The organism is Arthrobacter methylotrophus (genome assembly GCF_039539965.1).
Lineage (GTDB): Bacteria > Actinomycetota > Actinomycetes > Actinomycetales > Micrococcaceae > Arthrobacter > Arthrobacter methylotrophus.
On the sequence record NZ_BAABED010000001.1, the window covers coordinates 3198150 to 3214424 of the forward strand.

Consider the following 16275-nt stretch of genomic DNA (forward strand, 5'->3'; position numbering starts at 1 on the left):
GCTCGCTCACCTATACGCCCCTTTCGCCAAACGCTCGCTCACCTTCGGGGCCTTCCCTCTACGTGAGCGTGCGTCAGCAGGAAACCCCACATAGATGAGCGTGCGTCAGCAGGAAACCCCACATACGTGAGCGAGCGTCAGCAGGGAAGGCACAATGAGCGGTGGAGGGCCGTGGCCCGGCGAACCCGGACACGGCCCTCCGCACAGTGGAGCCTTAGATCTCAGCCCCTTCAAGCAGTTCCGTCACGAGTGCCGCGATCGGCGACCGCTCGGAGCGGGTCAGGGTGATGTGTCCGAACAGCGGGTGCCCCTTGAGGGTCTCGACGACGGCTGCCACGCCGTCGTGCCGACCGACACGGAGGTTGTCGCGCTGGGCGACGTCGTGGGTCAGGACGATCTTCGAGTTTTGGCCGATGCGGCTCATGACCGTGAGGAGCACGTTCTTTTCGAGCGACTGGGCCTCGTCCACGATCACAAAGGCGTCGTGCAGCGAACGTCCGCGGATGTGGGTCAGCGGCATGACTTCGAGCATGCCGCGGTCCATGACTTCTTCCACGACTTCCTGGCTGACGAGAGCACCGAGGGTATCGAAGACCGCCTGCGCCCAGGGGTTCATCTTCTCTGCCTCGGAACCAGGCAGGTAGCCAAGTTCCTGTCCACCTACCGCAAACAGGGGACGGAAGACGATCACTTTGCGATGCTCCCGACGTTCCAGGACCGCTTCAAGCCCGGCACACAAGGCAAGGGCCGACTTTCCTGTGCCGGCCCGGCCGCCGATGGAAACGATTCCAACGCTCGGGTCCATCAGCAGGTCGATCGCCAGCCGCTGCTCCGCTGACCGGCCATGCAGCCCAAAGACATCGCGATCGCCCTTGACCAGTCTCACCTGTTTGTCCGCGCCTACGCGGCCCAGCGCGGAGCCTCGGTTCGAGAGCAGAACCAGGCCGGTATTGACCGGAAGCTCTGCGGCTGCCGGGATGAAGACCGGTTCGTGACCGTACAACGTGTTGATTTCGTCTTCGCCGGCCTCGATCTCTGCCATGCCGGTCCATCCCGAGTCCTTGACGAGTTCGTTGCGGTATTCGTCCGCGAACAAACCCATGGCGGATGCCTTGACGCGCATCGGAAGGTCCTTCGAGACAACTGTGACGTTGTGGCCTTCATTGGCGAGGTTCTTGGCGACCGCCAGAATACGGCTGTCATTGTCGGCACCCCGGAATCCGGCTGGCAGCACTTCGGTGGACACGTGGTTCATCTCAACGCGCAGCGTGCCGCCGTCAGCGCCGATCGGGATGGACTGGTTCAACCCGCCATGCTCAATCCGCAGGTCATCAAGGAGCCTGAGGGCTTTTCGGGCGAAGTAGCCCAACTCGGGATCGTGGCGCTTGCCTTCCAATTCGGTGATGACCACGATCGGGACAATGACTTCGTGCTCCGCAAAGCGCAACAAAGCGTGTGGATCCGAAAGCAAAACAGAAGTGTCAATCACATAGCTTCGGCCAGTCGGGGTGTTGGACTTTGCAGTACGACCACCGTTGGCCCGCTTGGTGCGAGAGGTAGCTGAACTTTCCCCGTCGGAAACGACTACGGGCAGTTGCTCAGAAATAGCCACATCGACTCCAGCCCCGGGCGAACCCGGCTTATTCGTGAGGCGGCTCGGCCGGAAGGCCGGGCGCGGCCCCCCACGTAACTGGTGCGATGATTCGCTCCATCTACTGGCCTCCCCGATCAGCAGGCGGTTTGCCTACTGATGGGATTAACGTATTCCCGTGCGATTACATTTCCGGTTAGCCCAAACGGCGATTCGCGTAGACAAGATGTGAACTTCCCGTAAACGGGACCGCACCGGGATGTCACCATGTCAGGAACCGAAGCGGCGCTGCCGGCCAGCATAGTCCCGCAGGGCCCGTAGGAAATCGACCTTGCGGAACGCGGGCCAAAGTGCCTCGCAAAAGTAGAACTCGCTGTAGGCGCTTTGCCACATGAGGAAGCCGGATAAGCGCTGCTCGCCTGACGTGCGGATGACCAGATCGGGGTCCGGCTGACCGCGCGTGTAGAGGAAACGCGAGATGTCGTCCACTGTAAGTTCATCGGCCAGCTCGGTAATATCCCGGCCGTGCGCGACGGCGTCATGCAGCAGTTCCCGGACGGCATCGACGATTTCGCGCCGACCGCCGTAGCCCACGGCGACATTCACGTGCAAGCGCTCGCGGATCGGCGTACGGGCCGTCAGCTTGTTGAGCCGTTCAGCGAGGTAGTCCGGAAGGAGCTCAGGCGCACCCATGGCATGGACTGAAATATCGGCGTCCTCATCGAGCCGATCCAAAGTGTTGGCGATGATTCCCATGAGCAGCTCGAGCTCTTCGCCGGAGCGGTTCATGTTGTCAGTCGAAAGCATGTACAGCGTGACGACTTTGACTCCCAGTTCCTGGCACCAGCCGAGGAATTCGTGGATTTTGTCCGCGCCTGCCTGGTGGCCTTCGCTGGTGGGGGCGTTGAATTGCCGCGCCCAACGACGGTTGCCATCCACCATGACCCCGATGTGCCCGGGAATCTTTTCCTGCTCGAGCGAACGGAGCAGTTTGCGCTCGTAGAAGCCGTAGAGGAAGCCGGGCCACTCCATCCGGACACTCACCTGACTTCCTTTGAACAGGGCTGACAACGAATTAAACAACGACTTAAACAACGACGGCGGCGGGCCGGATGGGCAGCCGGCCCGTAGCCAAACCACTATCGGCACCCGCGGACTGCTGCCGCAGGTGCACCACCAAGGCTACCTTCCCAAGCTGGCCGGTCCGCACACCGGAGCCACGAGGATCGACGACAAAACTCATTACTCCGCAGTAACTTACCCGGATGCGGGTTACGCTTTAACGATGTCGGAGCTGCTCACAATCAAGCCAAGGTGGCGCGGCTGGATACATGCTGTGGCCATTCCTTTCGCCGCCGCCGCAGGGATCACTTTGGTGATGTTGGCGCCTACGACCGACCGCAAAATTGTCTCGGCGATCTACGCTTTCACGGGTGTCCTGCTCTTCGGCGTGTCCGCGATCTACCACCGCGGCAATTGGGAACCGAAAACCAGGATGGTCCTGAAGCGCTTTGACCACACCAACATCATGCTGGTGATCGCCGGCAGCTACACACCACTCGCTTGGTCGCTGCTGGAGCGCCCCAAAGCCGTGCTCCTCCTGTGGGTGATCTGGTCCGGGGCCTCGTTGGGGGTACTGTTCCGCGTTCTCTGGACTGGCGCTCCCCGGTGGCTCTACGTGCCTATCTACGTTGCGCTGGGCTGTGGGGCTTTGTTCTACCTGCCGGATTTCTTCGCGGCAAACGTTCCGGCCGCGGTCCTGATCTGCGTGGGCGGGGCGCTGTATATCGCCGGCGCGGTGTTCTACGGGATCAAAAAGCCCAACTTCAGCCCGCTGAACTTCGGTTTCCACGAACTCTTCCACGCTCTGACGGTGCTGGCCTTCGCGGCCCATTTCGCCGCCATCATGATTGCAGTGCTGAGCTAGCCGCGTCAGCCCGCGGTCATCGCCGCGAGCCGCTGCCCGAGTTCCTCGACCGAGCGAAGCGGCAGGTCACAGACCATCCCACGGCATAAGTACACCTGCGGTGAGCCGTCCGCAGCAGCCACTCGATCCGAAAGTAGTGGCACCTCCGGTTCCTCGACGCCGGACCCCGGCAGCGCGCCGTCGTCGGCGGCCTTCGCACGCTGCACGGCCACCACCAACCCCGGACTCGGCGAGGCCAACAGCGCGCGGTGCAGTTCCCGCTGCATCGAACCGGCAGGGCCGGACACCGCGGCCTCTACAGGCCCTGCCACGGCCGCCTGGGCGATCGCCAGCAGCCATCCAGCAACCCTTGGTGCCCGCCCGGCTATCGGCGGCGGGAGGGACAAAATACTACCCGCCATGAGCCTGTGCTCGTGTGAGCCGGAGTACGCCGCATAGCTAAGCAACACTCCGGCGAAGGCAGCTGCCCCACTGGGTGCCGCGTTGTCGAAGGGATCCAGCCCGGCGTGCTGGCCCTGTGCGTTGAATACCTGGGCCGACTCACCCACGGAGTCGGACAACCTGCCGTCGACCACAAAGCGTTCACAGGCTCCGCTGATCAACTGCTCCGCGAACCTGTACCAGCGCCGGCGGCCGGTGACGGCGTAGAGAGCCAGGAAGCCTTCGGCACAAAACGCGTAGTCTTCCAGCAGGCCGCCGATCCCCCGGGCAACCCCATCGTGCGAGACGCGGATCAGCACCGGCTCGGCCGCCGTGAGCGCACCGGGCTTGGAGGCAGGACGCCAATGCACTCGCACCAGGTAGTCGGCGAGGCTTTGCGCAGCGGAAACCAGTTCCGGCCTGTCCAGGACCGTTCCGGCTTCGGCGAGCGCAGCGATCGCGAGGCCGTTCCAGCCCGCCACGACCTTGTCGTCTCGAGCAGGTTGCGGGCGAGCGTCGCGTGCGTTGCGCAGGGCGGGCCGGACGCGGTTCCACAACCGTGATTCTGTCCCTGACAACTGGCGTCTAGGATGCAACGGGGAGCCAAGCTCCGAGACCGTGCCCGAGGCGCCGATGTTCATGAGGCGCGCCGCGGCGGCACCATCCCCTGAACCGAGCGCAGCTTCCAGGCTTTCGGGAGTCCAGAGGTACGACGCCCCTTCGTGGTGCACTCCGTCCACCACGGTGTCGGCGTCGAGCGAGGAGGCGAGTCCGTCCGGAGCTCCCGGATCTCCCATGCCGAGCGAGTCCAGGATCCAATCCGCCGCCCGCGAAGCCACCATTGCGGCCTCGTCGGCGGGCAGGACCCCGTCGCCGCGCAGCCGGACCCAGTGGACATAGACGCGGAGCAGCTGGGCATTGTCGTAGAGCATCTTCTCGAAATGCGGCACCGACCAATCGGCGGTCACCGAGTACCGGGCGAAGCCGCCGTCGAGCTGGTCGCACAGAGCGGAACGGGCCATGGCGGCGAGCGTACGGCCAGCCATGTCGCGGGCGGAGTCGGATGTGTCGGACGGCACGGCGGCGTGCCGGATCAAGAACTCAAGAACCGCCGACGGCGGGAACTTGGGAGCGCCGCCAAAGCCGCCGCCGTCGGGGTCTTCCGAGCGGGCGAGGAGCCGCACGGCTTCCGACAGCAGGCTGTCATCCAGGCTTTCAGGCGGCCTGTCGAGGAACACCGCGGCGGCGAGTTGGGCATCGGCCATGCCGGCGGCGAGCCCCCGGGCGTTCTGTTCGACGGCGTCCCGGCGTTCCAGCCACGCCTCGTGTACCGCTTCCAACACCTGGCGGAAGGACGGCCTTCCCGGCTGGGGCGTCGGCGGGAAATAGGTGCCTGCATGGAAGGCCAGGCCCTCGGGCGTGAGGAAGACGGACATTGGCCAGCCGCCCTCGCCGCTGATGGCCTGCGTGGCTGCCATGTATATCGAGTCAACGTCCGGACGTTCTTCGCGGTCCACCTTGATGGGCACGAAATGGTCGTTCAGATAGTCGGCGGTGTCCTGGTCTTCGAAGGATTCGTGGGCCATGACGTGGCACCAATGGCAGGCGGCATAGCCAATGGAGAGAAAGACGGGAACATCGCGAGCTGCCGCGAAGGCGAATGCCTCATCGCCGAAAGGCCGCCAATGCACCGGGTTGTCCGCGTGCTGGCGCAAATAGGCGGACGGTTCCGAGCCAAGGGCGTTGAACGCCCCCGGCCATTCCCGGGCGCTACCCGGGTCAGCGGGCTCCGGTACCGGCATCGCCGTCGGAGTCTTCTACACCCTGCTTGCCGGAGACGACGCCTTCGGCATCAGTGCCGTCGGTAGCGAAGCCTTCGGGCTCAGGACCTTCGGGATCAGGGCCGTCAGTCTCGGGGCCAAACTGGGCTTCTTCAGCCTGGGCACGGTAGCGGACCCGCCGGATCCGCCGGACCATATCCACGATCAGGAAGGTCGTGAGCACCACGATGAAGGCCGTCAGGACGAAGCCCCAGGTTCCCGGGGTCACCTGGTCTTCGGACAGGCCGGGACGTAGCGACGGGGTCGGGGAAGGCGACGGAGTCGTGGCCAGGGCGATGAGAAAGTGGTGCACGGTTCAAACCTTCTATGGGAGTTTCCAGCCGGGTGGCGACTTCTACGCATGATAGAAATCACCGGCGATCCTATCTTAGCCCTGCGAACAGGTCCTTTTCCGGCAGATCCGCCGGGATCCGGGAGTGGATCAGCGTGTAGTCTTCCCACGGCCAGGCCCTTCGCTGCATCTCCGGGGACACGGCGAAAAAGAACCCGAGCGGATCAACCTGGGTCCTGTGCGCCCGGAGGGCGTTGTCACGGGCTTCGAAATAGTCCCCGCAATCCACCTGTGTGGTGGTCTGGTGGACCGGCCGCGGCGGAGTGTGGCCTTCCGCATCGGCTTCGAGCCAGGTAGCCAGACGTTCGGCATAGGGCGATTGCAGGCCGGCCTCTTCGAGCGCGAAATGCAAGGCCCGGAAGCGGTCAGGACTAAAGGCACGGTCGTAGTACAGCTTTCTGGGTGCCCAGCTTTCCCCGGTCCCCGGATAGCGTGCCGGGTCGCCGGCAGCATCGAAAGCTTCGACGGCAACCTTGTGGGCCATAATGTGGTCCGGATGCGGGTAGCCGCCGTTTTCGTCGTAGCTCACCATGACGTGCGGCTTGAAGTCACGAACCAGCCGGACCAACGGCGCCGATGCCCTTTCAAGGGGCTGAAGCGCGAAGCAACCAGCAGGCAGTGGTGGCAACGGGTCTCCTTCGGGCAGCCCGGAATCCACCCAACCCAGCCAGCGCTGCTTGACTCCCAAAACCGCGGCCGCTTGGTTCATTTCCAGGCGGCGCGCGCCTGCCATGTCCCGCTTCGGGTGCGGAGCCGACTCCATCGCCGGATTCTGGATGTCGCCCCTGGAACCATCCGTACACGTGGCCACCATGACCTCGACGCCGGAAGCCGCGTACATCGCCATGGTTGCCGCGCCTTTGCTTGACTCGTCATCCGGATGTGCGTGGACGGCGAGCAGCCGGAGCTGCGTGTCGGGGCTGGTGGATGTGCTCATCCGGTACGGTTCCTCTTTCTGGGGTAATGCTCTTCTGGGATCGTGCTGGTGGCCATATGAAGCCGTGGGTCGGCGGTGTGCATCGAGGTGCCGAAAGCCCACTAAACTAGGTGGGTGACTTCGGAGGACCCATCGGGTACGGCGCTGCCGGCAACTACCAGCCTAGCCAATCGCTACGGCAGCCAAAAGCGCGCCTTCGGCGGGAAAACCAAACGGAACATCGTGATCGCCGTACTCCTCGTTGCCGTCGGGTTCTTGTTTTGGGCCACCACGTCTTCCTCGCAATCGTCTGTTTCGTTTAAGGACGTCGGCTATAGCGCCACCGACTCCACCCAGTCCGACGTAGATTTCCAGGTCACCAAGAGCCCGGATGCCACGGCAAAATGCGCCATCAAGGCCATGGATTCCAAGTTCGCTGTGGTCGGCTGGAAAGTGGTCGAGATCGGCCCCAACGCCCCCAAGGACGGCGCCGACGGCGGCCAAACAACTGCCCAGAGGACCATCCTCCGGACTGAGTCCGCGGCGGTGTCCGCCGTCGTCGACAACTGCTGGATTGTCCCCAACAGCAAATAACAAGGGTGTGATCGACGACTCAGTCGGCTTGGGTTTGTCCACAGGATTGACTACACTAGATCAATACCTTAACCCCGCTGAGTTGGTTGCTGAGTTCCACGAGTGGCCTGCACCGGCGGGGTCTTTGCTTGTCAGATCCATAAGGAGAAGTCCGTGTCGACCACCAACAGCGCGCCTGCAGCTTGGCTTACCCAGGACGCATTTGACCGCTTGAAGGCAGAGCTGGACCACCTTTCCGGCCCTGGCCGTGCGGAGATCGTACAGAAGATCGAAGCCGCCCGTCAGGAAGGCGACCTCAAGGAAAACGGTGGCTACCACGCCGCGAAGGAAGAGCAGGGCAAGATCGAGGCCCGCATCCGCCAACTGACCGCGCTCCTGCGCGACGCCCAGGTGGGCGAAGCCCCGGCGGATGACGGAATCGTCGAGCCCGGCATGCTCGTCGTCGCACGAATCGCAGGCGACGAAGAGACCTTCCTGCTCGGATCCCGTGAAATCGCCGGCGATTCAGATCTCAATGTCTTCAGCGAGAAGTCCCCGCTGGGCGTGGCAATCATGGGCCACAAGGAAGGCGACAAGATCAGCTATGTCGCCCCGAATGGCAAGGAAATCCCTGTGGAGATTGTTTCCGCAAAGCCGTTCGCCGGCTGATAGCTCCGCAAGACTTGTTTTCCCAACTAACTCGCATTTGTTGTCGTTATGAGGGCTCATAACGACAACAAATGCGAGTTAGTTGGGCTGGGGGACAGCACCGGGGCGCGGACGCAGCAGCACCGCGGCCAGCACTCCCCCGATAGCCCCACCAAGGTGTGCCTGCCACGAGACGAAGCCCATCACCGTGGGCAACATTCCGAACAGGATGCTGCCATAGGCCAGGAAGAGCACCACGGAGAGCAGGATCTGCCACCAGCTGCGATTAAAGAAGCCGCGCACCAACAGGAACGCAAAGAGCCCAAAAACCAGGCCCGAAGCGCCGATGGTCACGCCTCCACCCCCAATGAGCCATACGGCGAGCCCGGAACCTAGCCAGCTGAACGCCAATGCCGTCAGGAATATCCGGAGACCGGACAGGAACACCAGGAACCCAAAGATGACCAGCGGCAGCGCATTGGACAGGAGATGGCCGAAATTGGCGTGGAGCAGCGGAAACGTCAGGATGTCGAAAACCCCGTCCATGCTCCGGGAACGCAGCCCGAACAAGCCGTTGAGGCTGTGCGACATCAACGTGTTGACCAACTCGATCACCGCCAGGAGTCCCACAAAGCCACCCATGAACAGCAGTCCGCCCCGGGCGCGGTTGGCCAAAGAGTCCTTGGCCGGTACTGGCCCGTCGCCGTTGTTGTAAAGCGCCATGATCAACCCGTCAGTGCACCACGATCGGGTGGAAGCCTTCGGCGCGAAGGGCTGCCAGAACTTGCTCGCTGTGTTCGTGGCCCTTGGTCTCCAGATTGACGGTGATGGAAACGTCGCCCATGCTGATCGCGCCGCCCACCCTGGTGTGGTCCAGGCCGGTCACATTGGCGTCGTTTTCGGCGATGATGCGGGCGATGGTGGCCAGGGAACCAGGCCGGTCATCCAGCATCATGCGGACGGTCATGTAGCGTCCGGCTGCGGAGAGGCCGCGCTGGATCACCTTGAGCATCAGCATCGGATCGATGTTGCCGCCGGACAGGATGACGGCAGTGGTGCCCGGGTTTTCAATCTTGCCGTCCATGAGGGCAGCCACGCCGACTGCACCAGCCGGTTCAACCACCATCTTGGCCCGTTCGAGCAGGAAGATCAGGGCCCGTGCCAAGGAGTCTTCGCTCACGGTCACGACGTCGTCAACGAGTTCGCGGATGATGCTGAATGGCAGCTGGCCGGGGCGCCCGACGGCGATGCCGTCCGCCATCGTGGAAACCTTCTTGAGCGGCACCAAAGCGTCAGCAGCGAGCGACGGCGGGTAGGCCGCGGCATTCTCGGCCTGCACACCGATGATCCGGATCTCCCGGCCCAGCTCCCTGGCCCTCGCTTTGATCGCGACGGCGACACCGGCCAGGAGACCGCCGCCACCAACGCCCATGAGGACTGTGTCGACGTTGGGGATCTGGTCCAGGATTTCCAGTCCGACCGTGCCTTGCCCAGCCACGACGTCAACGTTGTCGAAGGGGTGGACGAAGACGGCGCCTGTTTCATTCGCGTAGCGCTCCGCCTCGGCCAGGGCCTCATCAACGTTGTGTCCGTGCAGGACAACCTCGGCTCCGTGGCTGCGGGTCGCTGCAAGTTTCGGAAGCGCCACACCGAGAGGCATGTAGATGCGCGCCTTGATTCCCAGGCTTTTCGCGGCCACCGCGACACCTTGTGCGTGGTTGCCTGCCGATGCCGCGACGACGCCGCGCTTTTTCTCTTCAGGAGACAACCGCGCCATCCGCACGTAGGCCCCGCGGACCTTGAAGGAACCCGCCCGCTGGAGGTTCTCGCATTTGAAGAAGACCTCACCGCCTACCATCGCTCCGAGAGCCCGTGAGGACTCGATCGGCGTCTTGGTAATAATGCCCTCGAGCAGCTCCTGCGCCTGAAGGACATCGTCCAGGGTGACGGGCAGGGTATCGAGGGTATTCACGGGCTATTCTCCTTTGTTGATGTCGTCTGCGGCATCCTTGGGGGATGTCCGTTCCGCAGCCGGGTTCTGAGCTGCGGCTCCTTTGCCGCGATTGGACTGTGCAGCGGCGATGGCGCCGGGAAGGTGCATCTTCTTGAAGTTGGGGTCCTCATCGGAGTCCCGCGATGCGTTCCCTGCGCCAGCGTACGCCGTCATCAGTCCTTCATCATGTTCCCACGTCCGCGCGGCAATGTAGCGAACCGCCGTATTTGCTACGGCAAGGAGCGGAACAGCGAAGAGCGCTCCCGGGATTCCGGCCAGGTACGAACCGGCTGCGACCGATAGGATCACGGCTACGGGATGCAGCGATACGGCCTTGCCCATGATGAGCGGCTGGAGGATGTGGCTTTCAATCTGCTGCACGAACAACACGATGGCCACCATGATGAGCGCGTTGACCAGACCATTGGCCACCAAGGCCAGGAGCACTGCGATAGCTCCGGTCACGAGGGCGCCCACTACCGGGATGAAAGAGCCGATAAACACCAGGACGGCCAAGGGCAAGGCGAGGGGAACCTGGATGATCGCGGCGCCGACACCGATTCCGAAGGCGTCGACGAACGCCACGAACATCTGGATCCGGACGTAGCTGACCATGGAAGACCATCCTCGCCGCCCCGCGCCGTCGGCTGCAGCTCGGGCAGTCCGGGGCAGGAGCCCGACAATGAACCGCCAGATCCTGGACCCCTCCAAAAGGAAAAAGATGAGGATGAAGAGTGCCAGGACCATGCCCGCGGCAAAATGCCCTGCAGTGCTGCCGAAGGACAACGCACCGCTGAGGATGCTGCTGCTGTTGTTCTGGAGGGCAGCCGTGGCGTCTTGGACATACTTGTCGATCTGGTCCGCCGTCAGTTGCAGCGGGCCGTTAGCAAGCCACGCCTGGACTTGTTGGATGCCGGCGAGCGCTTCCTGCCAGAGCTCGCCGAACCCCACGGCGAGTTGCCTCCCCACCAACGTCAAGGCTCCCCCAATGACACCCAGGAACCCCAGAACCGTGATCGCGACAGCCACTCCTTGCGGCATCCCCAGTTTCCTGAGCCACCCGGTGACCGGGTAGAGCAAACCGGCAAGAAGGGAGGCCACCATAAGCGGAATCACCAGGAAACTGACCTTGCCCAGCAACCAAACCAGGGCTCCCACGACCACCATGATGAGTCCCACCCGCCAGGACCAGGCCGCGGCGATCCGCACTCCATACGGGATGTCCTGCTCGATGCGGCACTCCGGGAGCGGCCCGGGTCCAGCAGAAACCGGTCCAGCAGAAATGCGGTCAGCCGTTGGCGTGGCGTCCTGTCCTGGCGTCATTCCCCCATAATTCCCCAGGGAGCACTGGATGGGAAACCCATCTAGAGCGCTCCCGCAATTCCCCACTTCATGGTGAAGACCTCCCCCGGCTCAAGCCAGCGCAGCCCGTCACCGGAGTTGAAGGCGTTCGCCGGGCCTGTCATGGGTTCTATCGCGACGGCTTTTGATCGACCAGGGAAGGTATCCGTAACGAAGACATGGACGTAGGCGCAGTTTTCATCCTGTTCCAGGGAGACGCTCCGGCCATCGGGCGCCGACAGCGTGTGGCGGGCGATGCCGCCGTCGAATTCCAGATCGGTGTAAGCCACGTCGATGTCGAGGCTGCCCACAGTCCGGCCCCCGCCGAGATCAAAATCGCCGTCGACAGGCACCGAGCTACGCGGGATGAGCCGTTCGTCGGCCACGAGCCGCTTGCCTGCGTGACCCGTCAATACCGTCTCTTCCGGCGGAACATCGCCCACGCGCAAATATGGGTGCGCCCCGAGCACGAAAGGTGCGGGGGCAGCCGAGTCATTGATGAAACTCTGGGAGACCCGCAATGCGAGCGCGGCATCGATCTCGTACCGGACCCGGTGACGGGCCACGAACGGGTAGCCGTGCTGCGGGAAGATGGCGGCTTCGAGGGTCACGGAGAATTCGTCTTCATCCACGAGGGCATAGGAAGAGTTGCGCAGGAGCCCGTGGCTGGCGTTGTTGCGGGACACTTCGGTGATGTCCAGTTGCTGCTTCTTGCCATCGAGGTACCAGACCCCGTCCTCCACCCGGTTGGCCCAAGGAGCCAAGGTTATTCCGGTGGCGCCGGGTGGAAGTTGCTCGTCACCATAGCTCTCGGTGAGCTGGACGCCGTCGCGGCTGAACAACCGCAAGCCGGCGGCGAGCTCCGTGACGACGGCGAGCGCGTCACCTCGGCGGATCTCGAATTGGCGGCCGCTGGCAAAGCGGCGGGCTACGGTCTCTTCATCCGGTACGGAAGGCGGCGTTGTGGGAGGCATGGCACCACCGTACTGCATTAGTGTGACGTTTGCCTTGCGCCTAAATGTTTCTTTTTGTTAGATATTTTGTCTTTTTGATCACTCCGTGGCACCATGAATCCATGACTCGCCTTACCAGCACACGCCTCGCCGATGGTCGGGAGCTGATCTACTTCGACGACGCCGGCTCACCCGAGCGCGAGCCCTCGTTGCTGGAAGATCATCGGGATCTGCCGCCACGTGCTGAACCGGGCGAGGTTCGTTACGACACGCTCAGCGGCGAATGGGTCGCTGTCGCGGCGCACCGCCAAAGCCGCACCCACTTGCCGCCTGCGGAACAATGCCCCATCTGCCCCACCACGTCCAGGAACGCTTCGGAAATCCCCGCGCCGGACTACGACGTCGTGGTTTTCGAGAACCGTTTCCCTTCGCTGGGGCCGGCGGTCGGTAGGATCCCCGCCGCACCGGCTTGGGGAACTGCGGGACCTGCCTATGGCCGCTGCGAAGTCGTCTCGTTCACCCCCAGCCACACCGGATCCTTCGCCGAGCTCGGCGAAACCAGGGCACGCACGGTTATTGAGGCCTGGTCGCACCGGACTGAGGCCCTCAGCGCCCTCCCGGGAATCCAGCAGGTATTTCCGTTCGAAAACCGGGGTGCGGACATTGGGGTAACTCTCCACCACCCGCACGGACAGATCTATGCCTACCCTTACGTCACGCCGCGGGCGGCAAGCCTTGGCGCCGCGGCCAGCCGGCACTTCGACGCCTCCAAGGGCCGGGAATCGTTGACGTCCTCGATCCTCAATGCCGAACGGCAGGACGGCAGCCGCATGGTGCTCGAGTCCGGACACTTCAGTGCCTACGTACCGTTCGCCGCGCGCTGGCCGTTGGAGGTGCACCTCGTTCCGCATCGCCAAGTTCCGGACCTCGCCGCCTTGAGCGGCGAAGAACGCGACGAACTGGCCCACGTCTACCTCGAGTTGCTCAAGCGCGTGGACGCCCTGTACCCTACGCCTACGCCGTACATTTCAGCCTGGCACCAGGCACCGCTCGACGCAGCCTTGCGGCCGTCCGGCCATCTTCATCTGCAGTTGACCTCCCCGCGCCGTGCCGCCGACAAGCTCAAGTACCTTGCCGGATCCGAGGCCGCCATGGGAGCCTTCATCAACGACGCCACGCCTGAATCCGCGGCCGAACGGCTGCGCGCCGTCGCCGGCGATTCCGTAACTCGTGGCCGAGAAACCGCCCACACGCTTCCGGAAGGGGCCTCAACATGACCGCAACGCCCGCCCCCGCGCTCAGCGCCGTGTCCGGGCAGTTCGAGTCGATCTTCGGTTCAGCCCCCGACGGCGTCTGGCAGGCACCGGGACGTGTAAACCTGATCGGCGAGCACACCGACTATAACGAGGGCTTCGTGCTGCCGTTCGCGATCGACAAGGCTGCGAAGGTTGCGGTCCGGCTCCGCGGCGATTCATGTGTCCGGCTGCTGTCCACTTTCGGCAAACAAGGCTTGGTGGAGACCGAAACCACCACCTTGGCCCCCGGGTCAGCCAAAGGATGGACCAAGTATCCCCTCGGCGTTGTCTGGGCCCTCGGACAGCTCGGGCTCGACGTCCCCGGCTTTGATTTGCTCATGGATTCCGACGTCCCCCTCGGCGCCGGTCTGTCTTCCTCACACGCCATCGAATGCGCAGTCATCATGGCACTCAACGACCTCACGGGCGCGGGACTGGGCCTCGAAGACATGGTCCTCGCAACCCAAAGGGCCGAGAACGACTTCGTGGGCGCCCCCACCGGCATCATGGACCAGTCGGCTTCGCTACGGGGGTCAAAGGGACACGCCGTTTTCCTTGACTGCCGCAACCAAAGCGTACAACTGATCCCGTTCGACCCCCGGGAAGCCGGACTCGTCCTCCTGGTCATCGACACCAAGGTCTCGCATTCGCATGCGGACGGTGGCTACGCCTCCCGCCGGGAGTCCTGCGAAGTGGGCGCCCAAGTACTGGGAGTGACCGCCCTTCGCGACGTCGGCATCGGCGATCTGGAGGAAGCCAGCGGGCTCCTGGACAGCGCGACTTTCCGAAGGGTGCGGCACATCGTCACGGAAAATGACCGCGTCTTGCAGACCGTGGAACGCCTCACCACGGACGGACCGGCCCATATCGGCCTGCTGCTGGATGCGAGCCATGCATCCATGCGGGACGACTTTGAGATTTCGTGCCCGGAACTGGATCTTGCAGTGGAAACCTCGCGTGCCCACGGCGCTATCGGCGCCCGGATGACGGGGGGCGGTTTCGGCGGCTCAGCCATCGCCCTCACCCCGGTGGGCCATGAGCAGGAGGTGCGCGACGCCGTCGTACGCGCCTTCGCGGCGGCCGGATTCACGACGCCGGACGTCTTCCCCGTGACCCCCGCTGCAGGAGCCGCACGCCTCGCCTGACGTCGGCGCATTCGCCCGCGTTTGGCGGGCGAGCCCCGGCGTAAGCTGGGGACATGCCTGAGGCCGTCATCGTTTCCACCGCCAGAAGCCCCATTGGACGCGCTTTCAAGGGGTCCCTCAAGGATGAACGTCCTGATGACCTCGCGGCGGCGATGGTGACCGCGGCACTAGCCAAAATTCCGGCTTTCGATCCGGGAGCGCTGGACGGCCGCGGCCTCGATGACCTCTACCTTGGCTGCGCCGAACCGAGCGGAGAAGCCGGCTCGAACATGGCCCGAGTGGTGACGGTGTTGGCTGGCCTCGACACCGTCCCGGCGGCCACGATCAACCGCTTCTGTGCCTCGAGCCTGCAGACCCTTCGGATGGCCTTCCATGCGATCACCGCCGGAGAAGGCCATGCCTTTGTCTCGGCCGGGGTCGAGTCCGTTTCGCGCTACCAGAACTGGGTGGGCGCTGGGGAAACGGACACGAGCCACCACAACCCCCTGTTCCAGGCCGCCCGCGCCCGCACCGCCTCCCGCGCCGCGTCGAACACCCCCTGGACGGATCCCCGTCTGGGTGGGCGAATGCCGGACGTCTACATCGCAATGGGACAGACCGCAGAAAATATCGCCACGAGCCATAGAATCAGCCGGGCGGAACAGGATCTATGGGCAGTCCAGAGCCAGAACCGTGCCGAGGCGGCCCTTGCCTCCGGTTTCTACGCCCGGGAAATCACGCCATATGCACGTAAAGACGGCACCGTCGTAGATCGCGACGATTCGCCCCGCGCCGGTGTCACCTTGGAAGCCGTCAGCGCCTTGGAGCCCGTCTTCCGCAAGGAAGGAACAGTGACCGCAGGGAACGCATGCCCGCTCAACGACGGCGCCGCCGCCGCCGTGGTCATGAGTGATTTGAGGGCCCGGGAGCTTGGCCTCGAACCGCTGGCACGGATCGTCTCAACGGGAGTCAGCGCCCTTTCGCCGGAACTCATGGGGATGGGGCCCGTAGAGTCCTCACGCCGGGCCCTGGCCCTCGCCGGACTGAGCATGGCGGACATCGACCTCGTGGAGCTCAACGAGGCCTTCGCCGTGCAGGTGGTGGCGAGTGCACGCGAACTCGGCATCGATCCGGAGAAGCTCAACGTGCATGGGGGGGCCATAGCCCTCGGCCACCCGTTCGGCATGACGGGCGCCCGCATGACCACCACCCTGCTCAACGGGCTACGCGAACGCGACTGCACGTTGGGGCTGGCAACGCTCTGCGTCGGCGGCGGCCAAGGCATGGCGGTGGTCCTCGAGCGGCTGTCCTAGCCCTTCGCA

The 16275-nt window shown here is 63.9% G+C and carries 15 protein-coding genes; 6 read left to right on the forward strand and 9 right to left on the reverse strand.

Features of this window, described 5'->3' with window-relative positions; genetic code table 11:
- Nucleotides 1-214: 214 nt before the first annotated feature.
- Together phoH2 and ABD884_RS16685 are read right to left on the reverse strand one after the other, a co-directional pair.
- A complete protein-coding gene (gene phoH2, locus ABD884_RS16680; protein WP_376955026.1) occupies nt 215-1489 on the reverse strand; it encodes an RNA 5'-3' helicase PhoH2 in 1275 nt (424 codons plus the stop codon).
- Nucleotides 1490-1861: 372 nt separating this feature from the next.
- Complete coding sequence (locus ABD884_RS16685) at nt 1862-2623, reverse strand: isoprenyl transferase (RefSeq protein WP_028266402.1); 762 nt, start codon at nt 2621-2623, stop codon at nt 1862-1864.
- A gap of 253 nt (nt 2624-2876) precedes the next feature.
- Here ABD884_RS16685 and trhA point away from each other — a divergent pair, with 253 nt between their 5' ends.
- Nucleotides 2877-3518 carry a PAQR family membrane homeostasis protein TrhA gene (gene trhA / locus ABD884_RS16690; RefSeq protein WP_345054962.1) on the forward strand — a complete coding sequence of 214 codons (642 nt, stop codon included), beginning with the start codon at nt 2877-2879 and terminating at the stop codon, nt 3516-3518.
- Nucleotides 3519-3523: 5 nt separating this feature from the next.
- Here the strand turns inward: trhA and ABD884_RS16695 are convergent, their stop codons facing one another.
- The 3 genes from ABD884_RS16695 to mca form a co-directional block, all read right to left on the reverse strand.
- A complete protein-coding gene (locus tag ABD884_RS16695) occupies nt 3524-5740 on the reverse strand; it encodes a thioredoxin domain-containing protein (RefSeq protein WP_345048174.1) in 2217 nt (738 codons plus the stop codon).
- Nucleotides 5718-6071, reverse strand: coding sequence for a hypothetical protein (locus tag ABD884_RS16700; RefSeq protein WP_345048177.1), 354 nt, complete (start codon nt 6069-6071; stop codon nt 5718-5720). The genes ABD884_RS16695 and ABD884_RS16700 overlap by 23 nt, the downstream gene beginning before the upstream one ends.
- Before the next feature lie 70 nt (nt 6072-6141).
- Nucleotides 6142-7047 carry a mycothiol conjugate amidase Mca gene (mca, locus tag ABD884_RS16705; protein ID WP_345048182.1) on the reverse strand — a complete coding sequence of 302 codons (906 nt, stop codon included), beginning with the start codon at nt 7045-7047 and terminating at the stop codon, nt 6142-6144.
- Between the two features lie 114 nt (nt 7048-7161).
- On the opposite strand from mca, the gene ABD884_RS16710 reads away from it, so the two are divergent.
- Nucleotides 7162-7620, forward strand: a complete 459-nt coding sequence (locus ABD884_RS16710) for a DUF4307 domain-containing protein (protein ID WP_345048185.1) — start codon at nt 7162-7164, stop codon at nt 7618-7620.
- Between the two features lie 153 nt (nt 7621-7773).
- On the forward strand, nt 7774-8268 hold the full coding sequence (gene greA, locus ABD884_RS16715; RefSeq protein WP_028266397.1) for a transcription elongation factor GreA: 495 nt from the start codon (nt 7774-7776) through the stop codon (nt 8266-8268).
- A 78-nt stretch (nt 8269-8346) separates the two neighbouring features.
- On the opposite strand, the gene ABD884_RS16720 is transcribed toward greA, so the two are convergent.
- The 4 genes from ABD884_RS16720 to ABD884_RS16735 are packed head-to-tail and all read right to left on the reverse strand — an operon-like array spanning nt 8347 to nt 12555.
- The gene (locus ABD884_RS16720) at nt 8347-8970 is read right to left on the reverse strand and encodes a rhomboid family intramembrane serine protease (protein ID WP_345048193.1); all 624 of its coding nucleotides are present in this window, start codon (nt 8968-8970) and stop codon (nt 8347-8349) included.
- Between the two features lie 10 nt (nt 8971-8980).
- On the reverse strand, nt 8981-10219 hold the full coding sequence (gene ilvA / locus ABD884_RS16725; RefSeq protein WP_345048196.1) for a threonine ammonia-lyase: 1239 nt from the start codon (nt 10217-10219) through the stop codon (nt 8981-8983).
- A 3-nt stretch (nt 10220-10222) separates the two neighbouring features.
- Nucleotides 10223-11563, reverse strand: a complete 1341-nt coding sequence (locus ABD884_RS16730) for an AI-2E family transporter (RefSeq protein ID WP_345048199.1) — start codon at nt 11561-11563, stop codon at nt 10223-10225.
- A 41-nt stretch (nt 11564-11604) separates the two neighbouring features.
- The gene (locus tag ABD884_RS16735) at nt 11605-12555 is read right to left on the reverse strand and encodes an aldose 1-epimerase family protein (RefSeq protein ID WP_345048201.1); all 951 of its coding nucleotides are present in this window, start codon (nt 12553-12555) and stop codon (nt 11605-11607) included.
- 101 nt (nt 12556-12656) lie between these two features.
- Between ABD884_RS16735 and galT the strand changes: the two genes are divergently transcribed.
- The 3 genes from galT to ABD884_RS16750 are packed head-to-tail and all read left to right on the forward strand — an operon-like array spanning nt 12657 to nt 16266.
- Entirely contained in the window at nt 12657-13811 is a 1155-nt protein-coding gene (galT, locus tag ABD884_RS16740; RefSeq protein ID WP_345048204.1) for a galactose-1-phosphate uridylyltransferase, read from the forward strand.
- On the forward strand, nt 13808-14974 hold the full coding sequence (gene galK / locus ABD884_RS16745) for a galactokinase (protein ID WP_345048207.1): 1167 nt from the start codon (nt 13808-13810) through the stop codon (nt 14972-14974). The genes galT and galK overlap by 4 nt, the downstream gene beginning before the upstream one ends.
- 53 nt (nt 14975-15027) lie before the next feature.
- Nucleotides 15028-16266 carry an acetyl-CoA C-acetyltransferase gene (locus ABD884_RS16750; protein WP_345048209.1) on the forward strand — a complete coding sequence of 413 codons (1239 nt, stop codon included), beginning with the start codon at nt 15028-15030 and terminating at the stop codon, nt 16264-16266.
- The last annotated feature ends 9 nt before the right edge of the window (nt 16267-16275 follow it).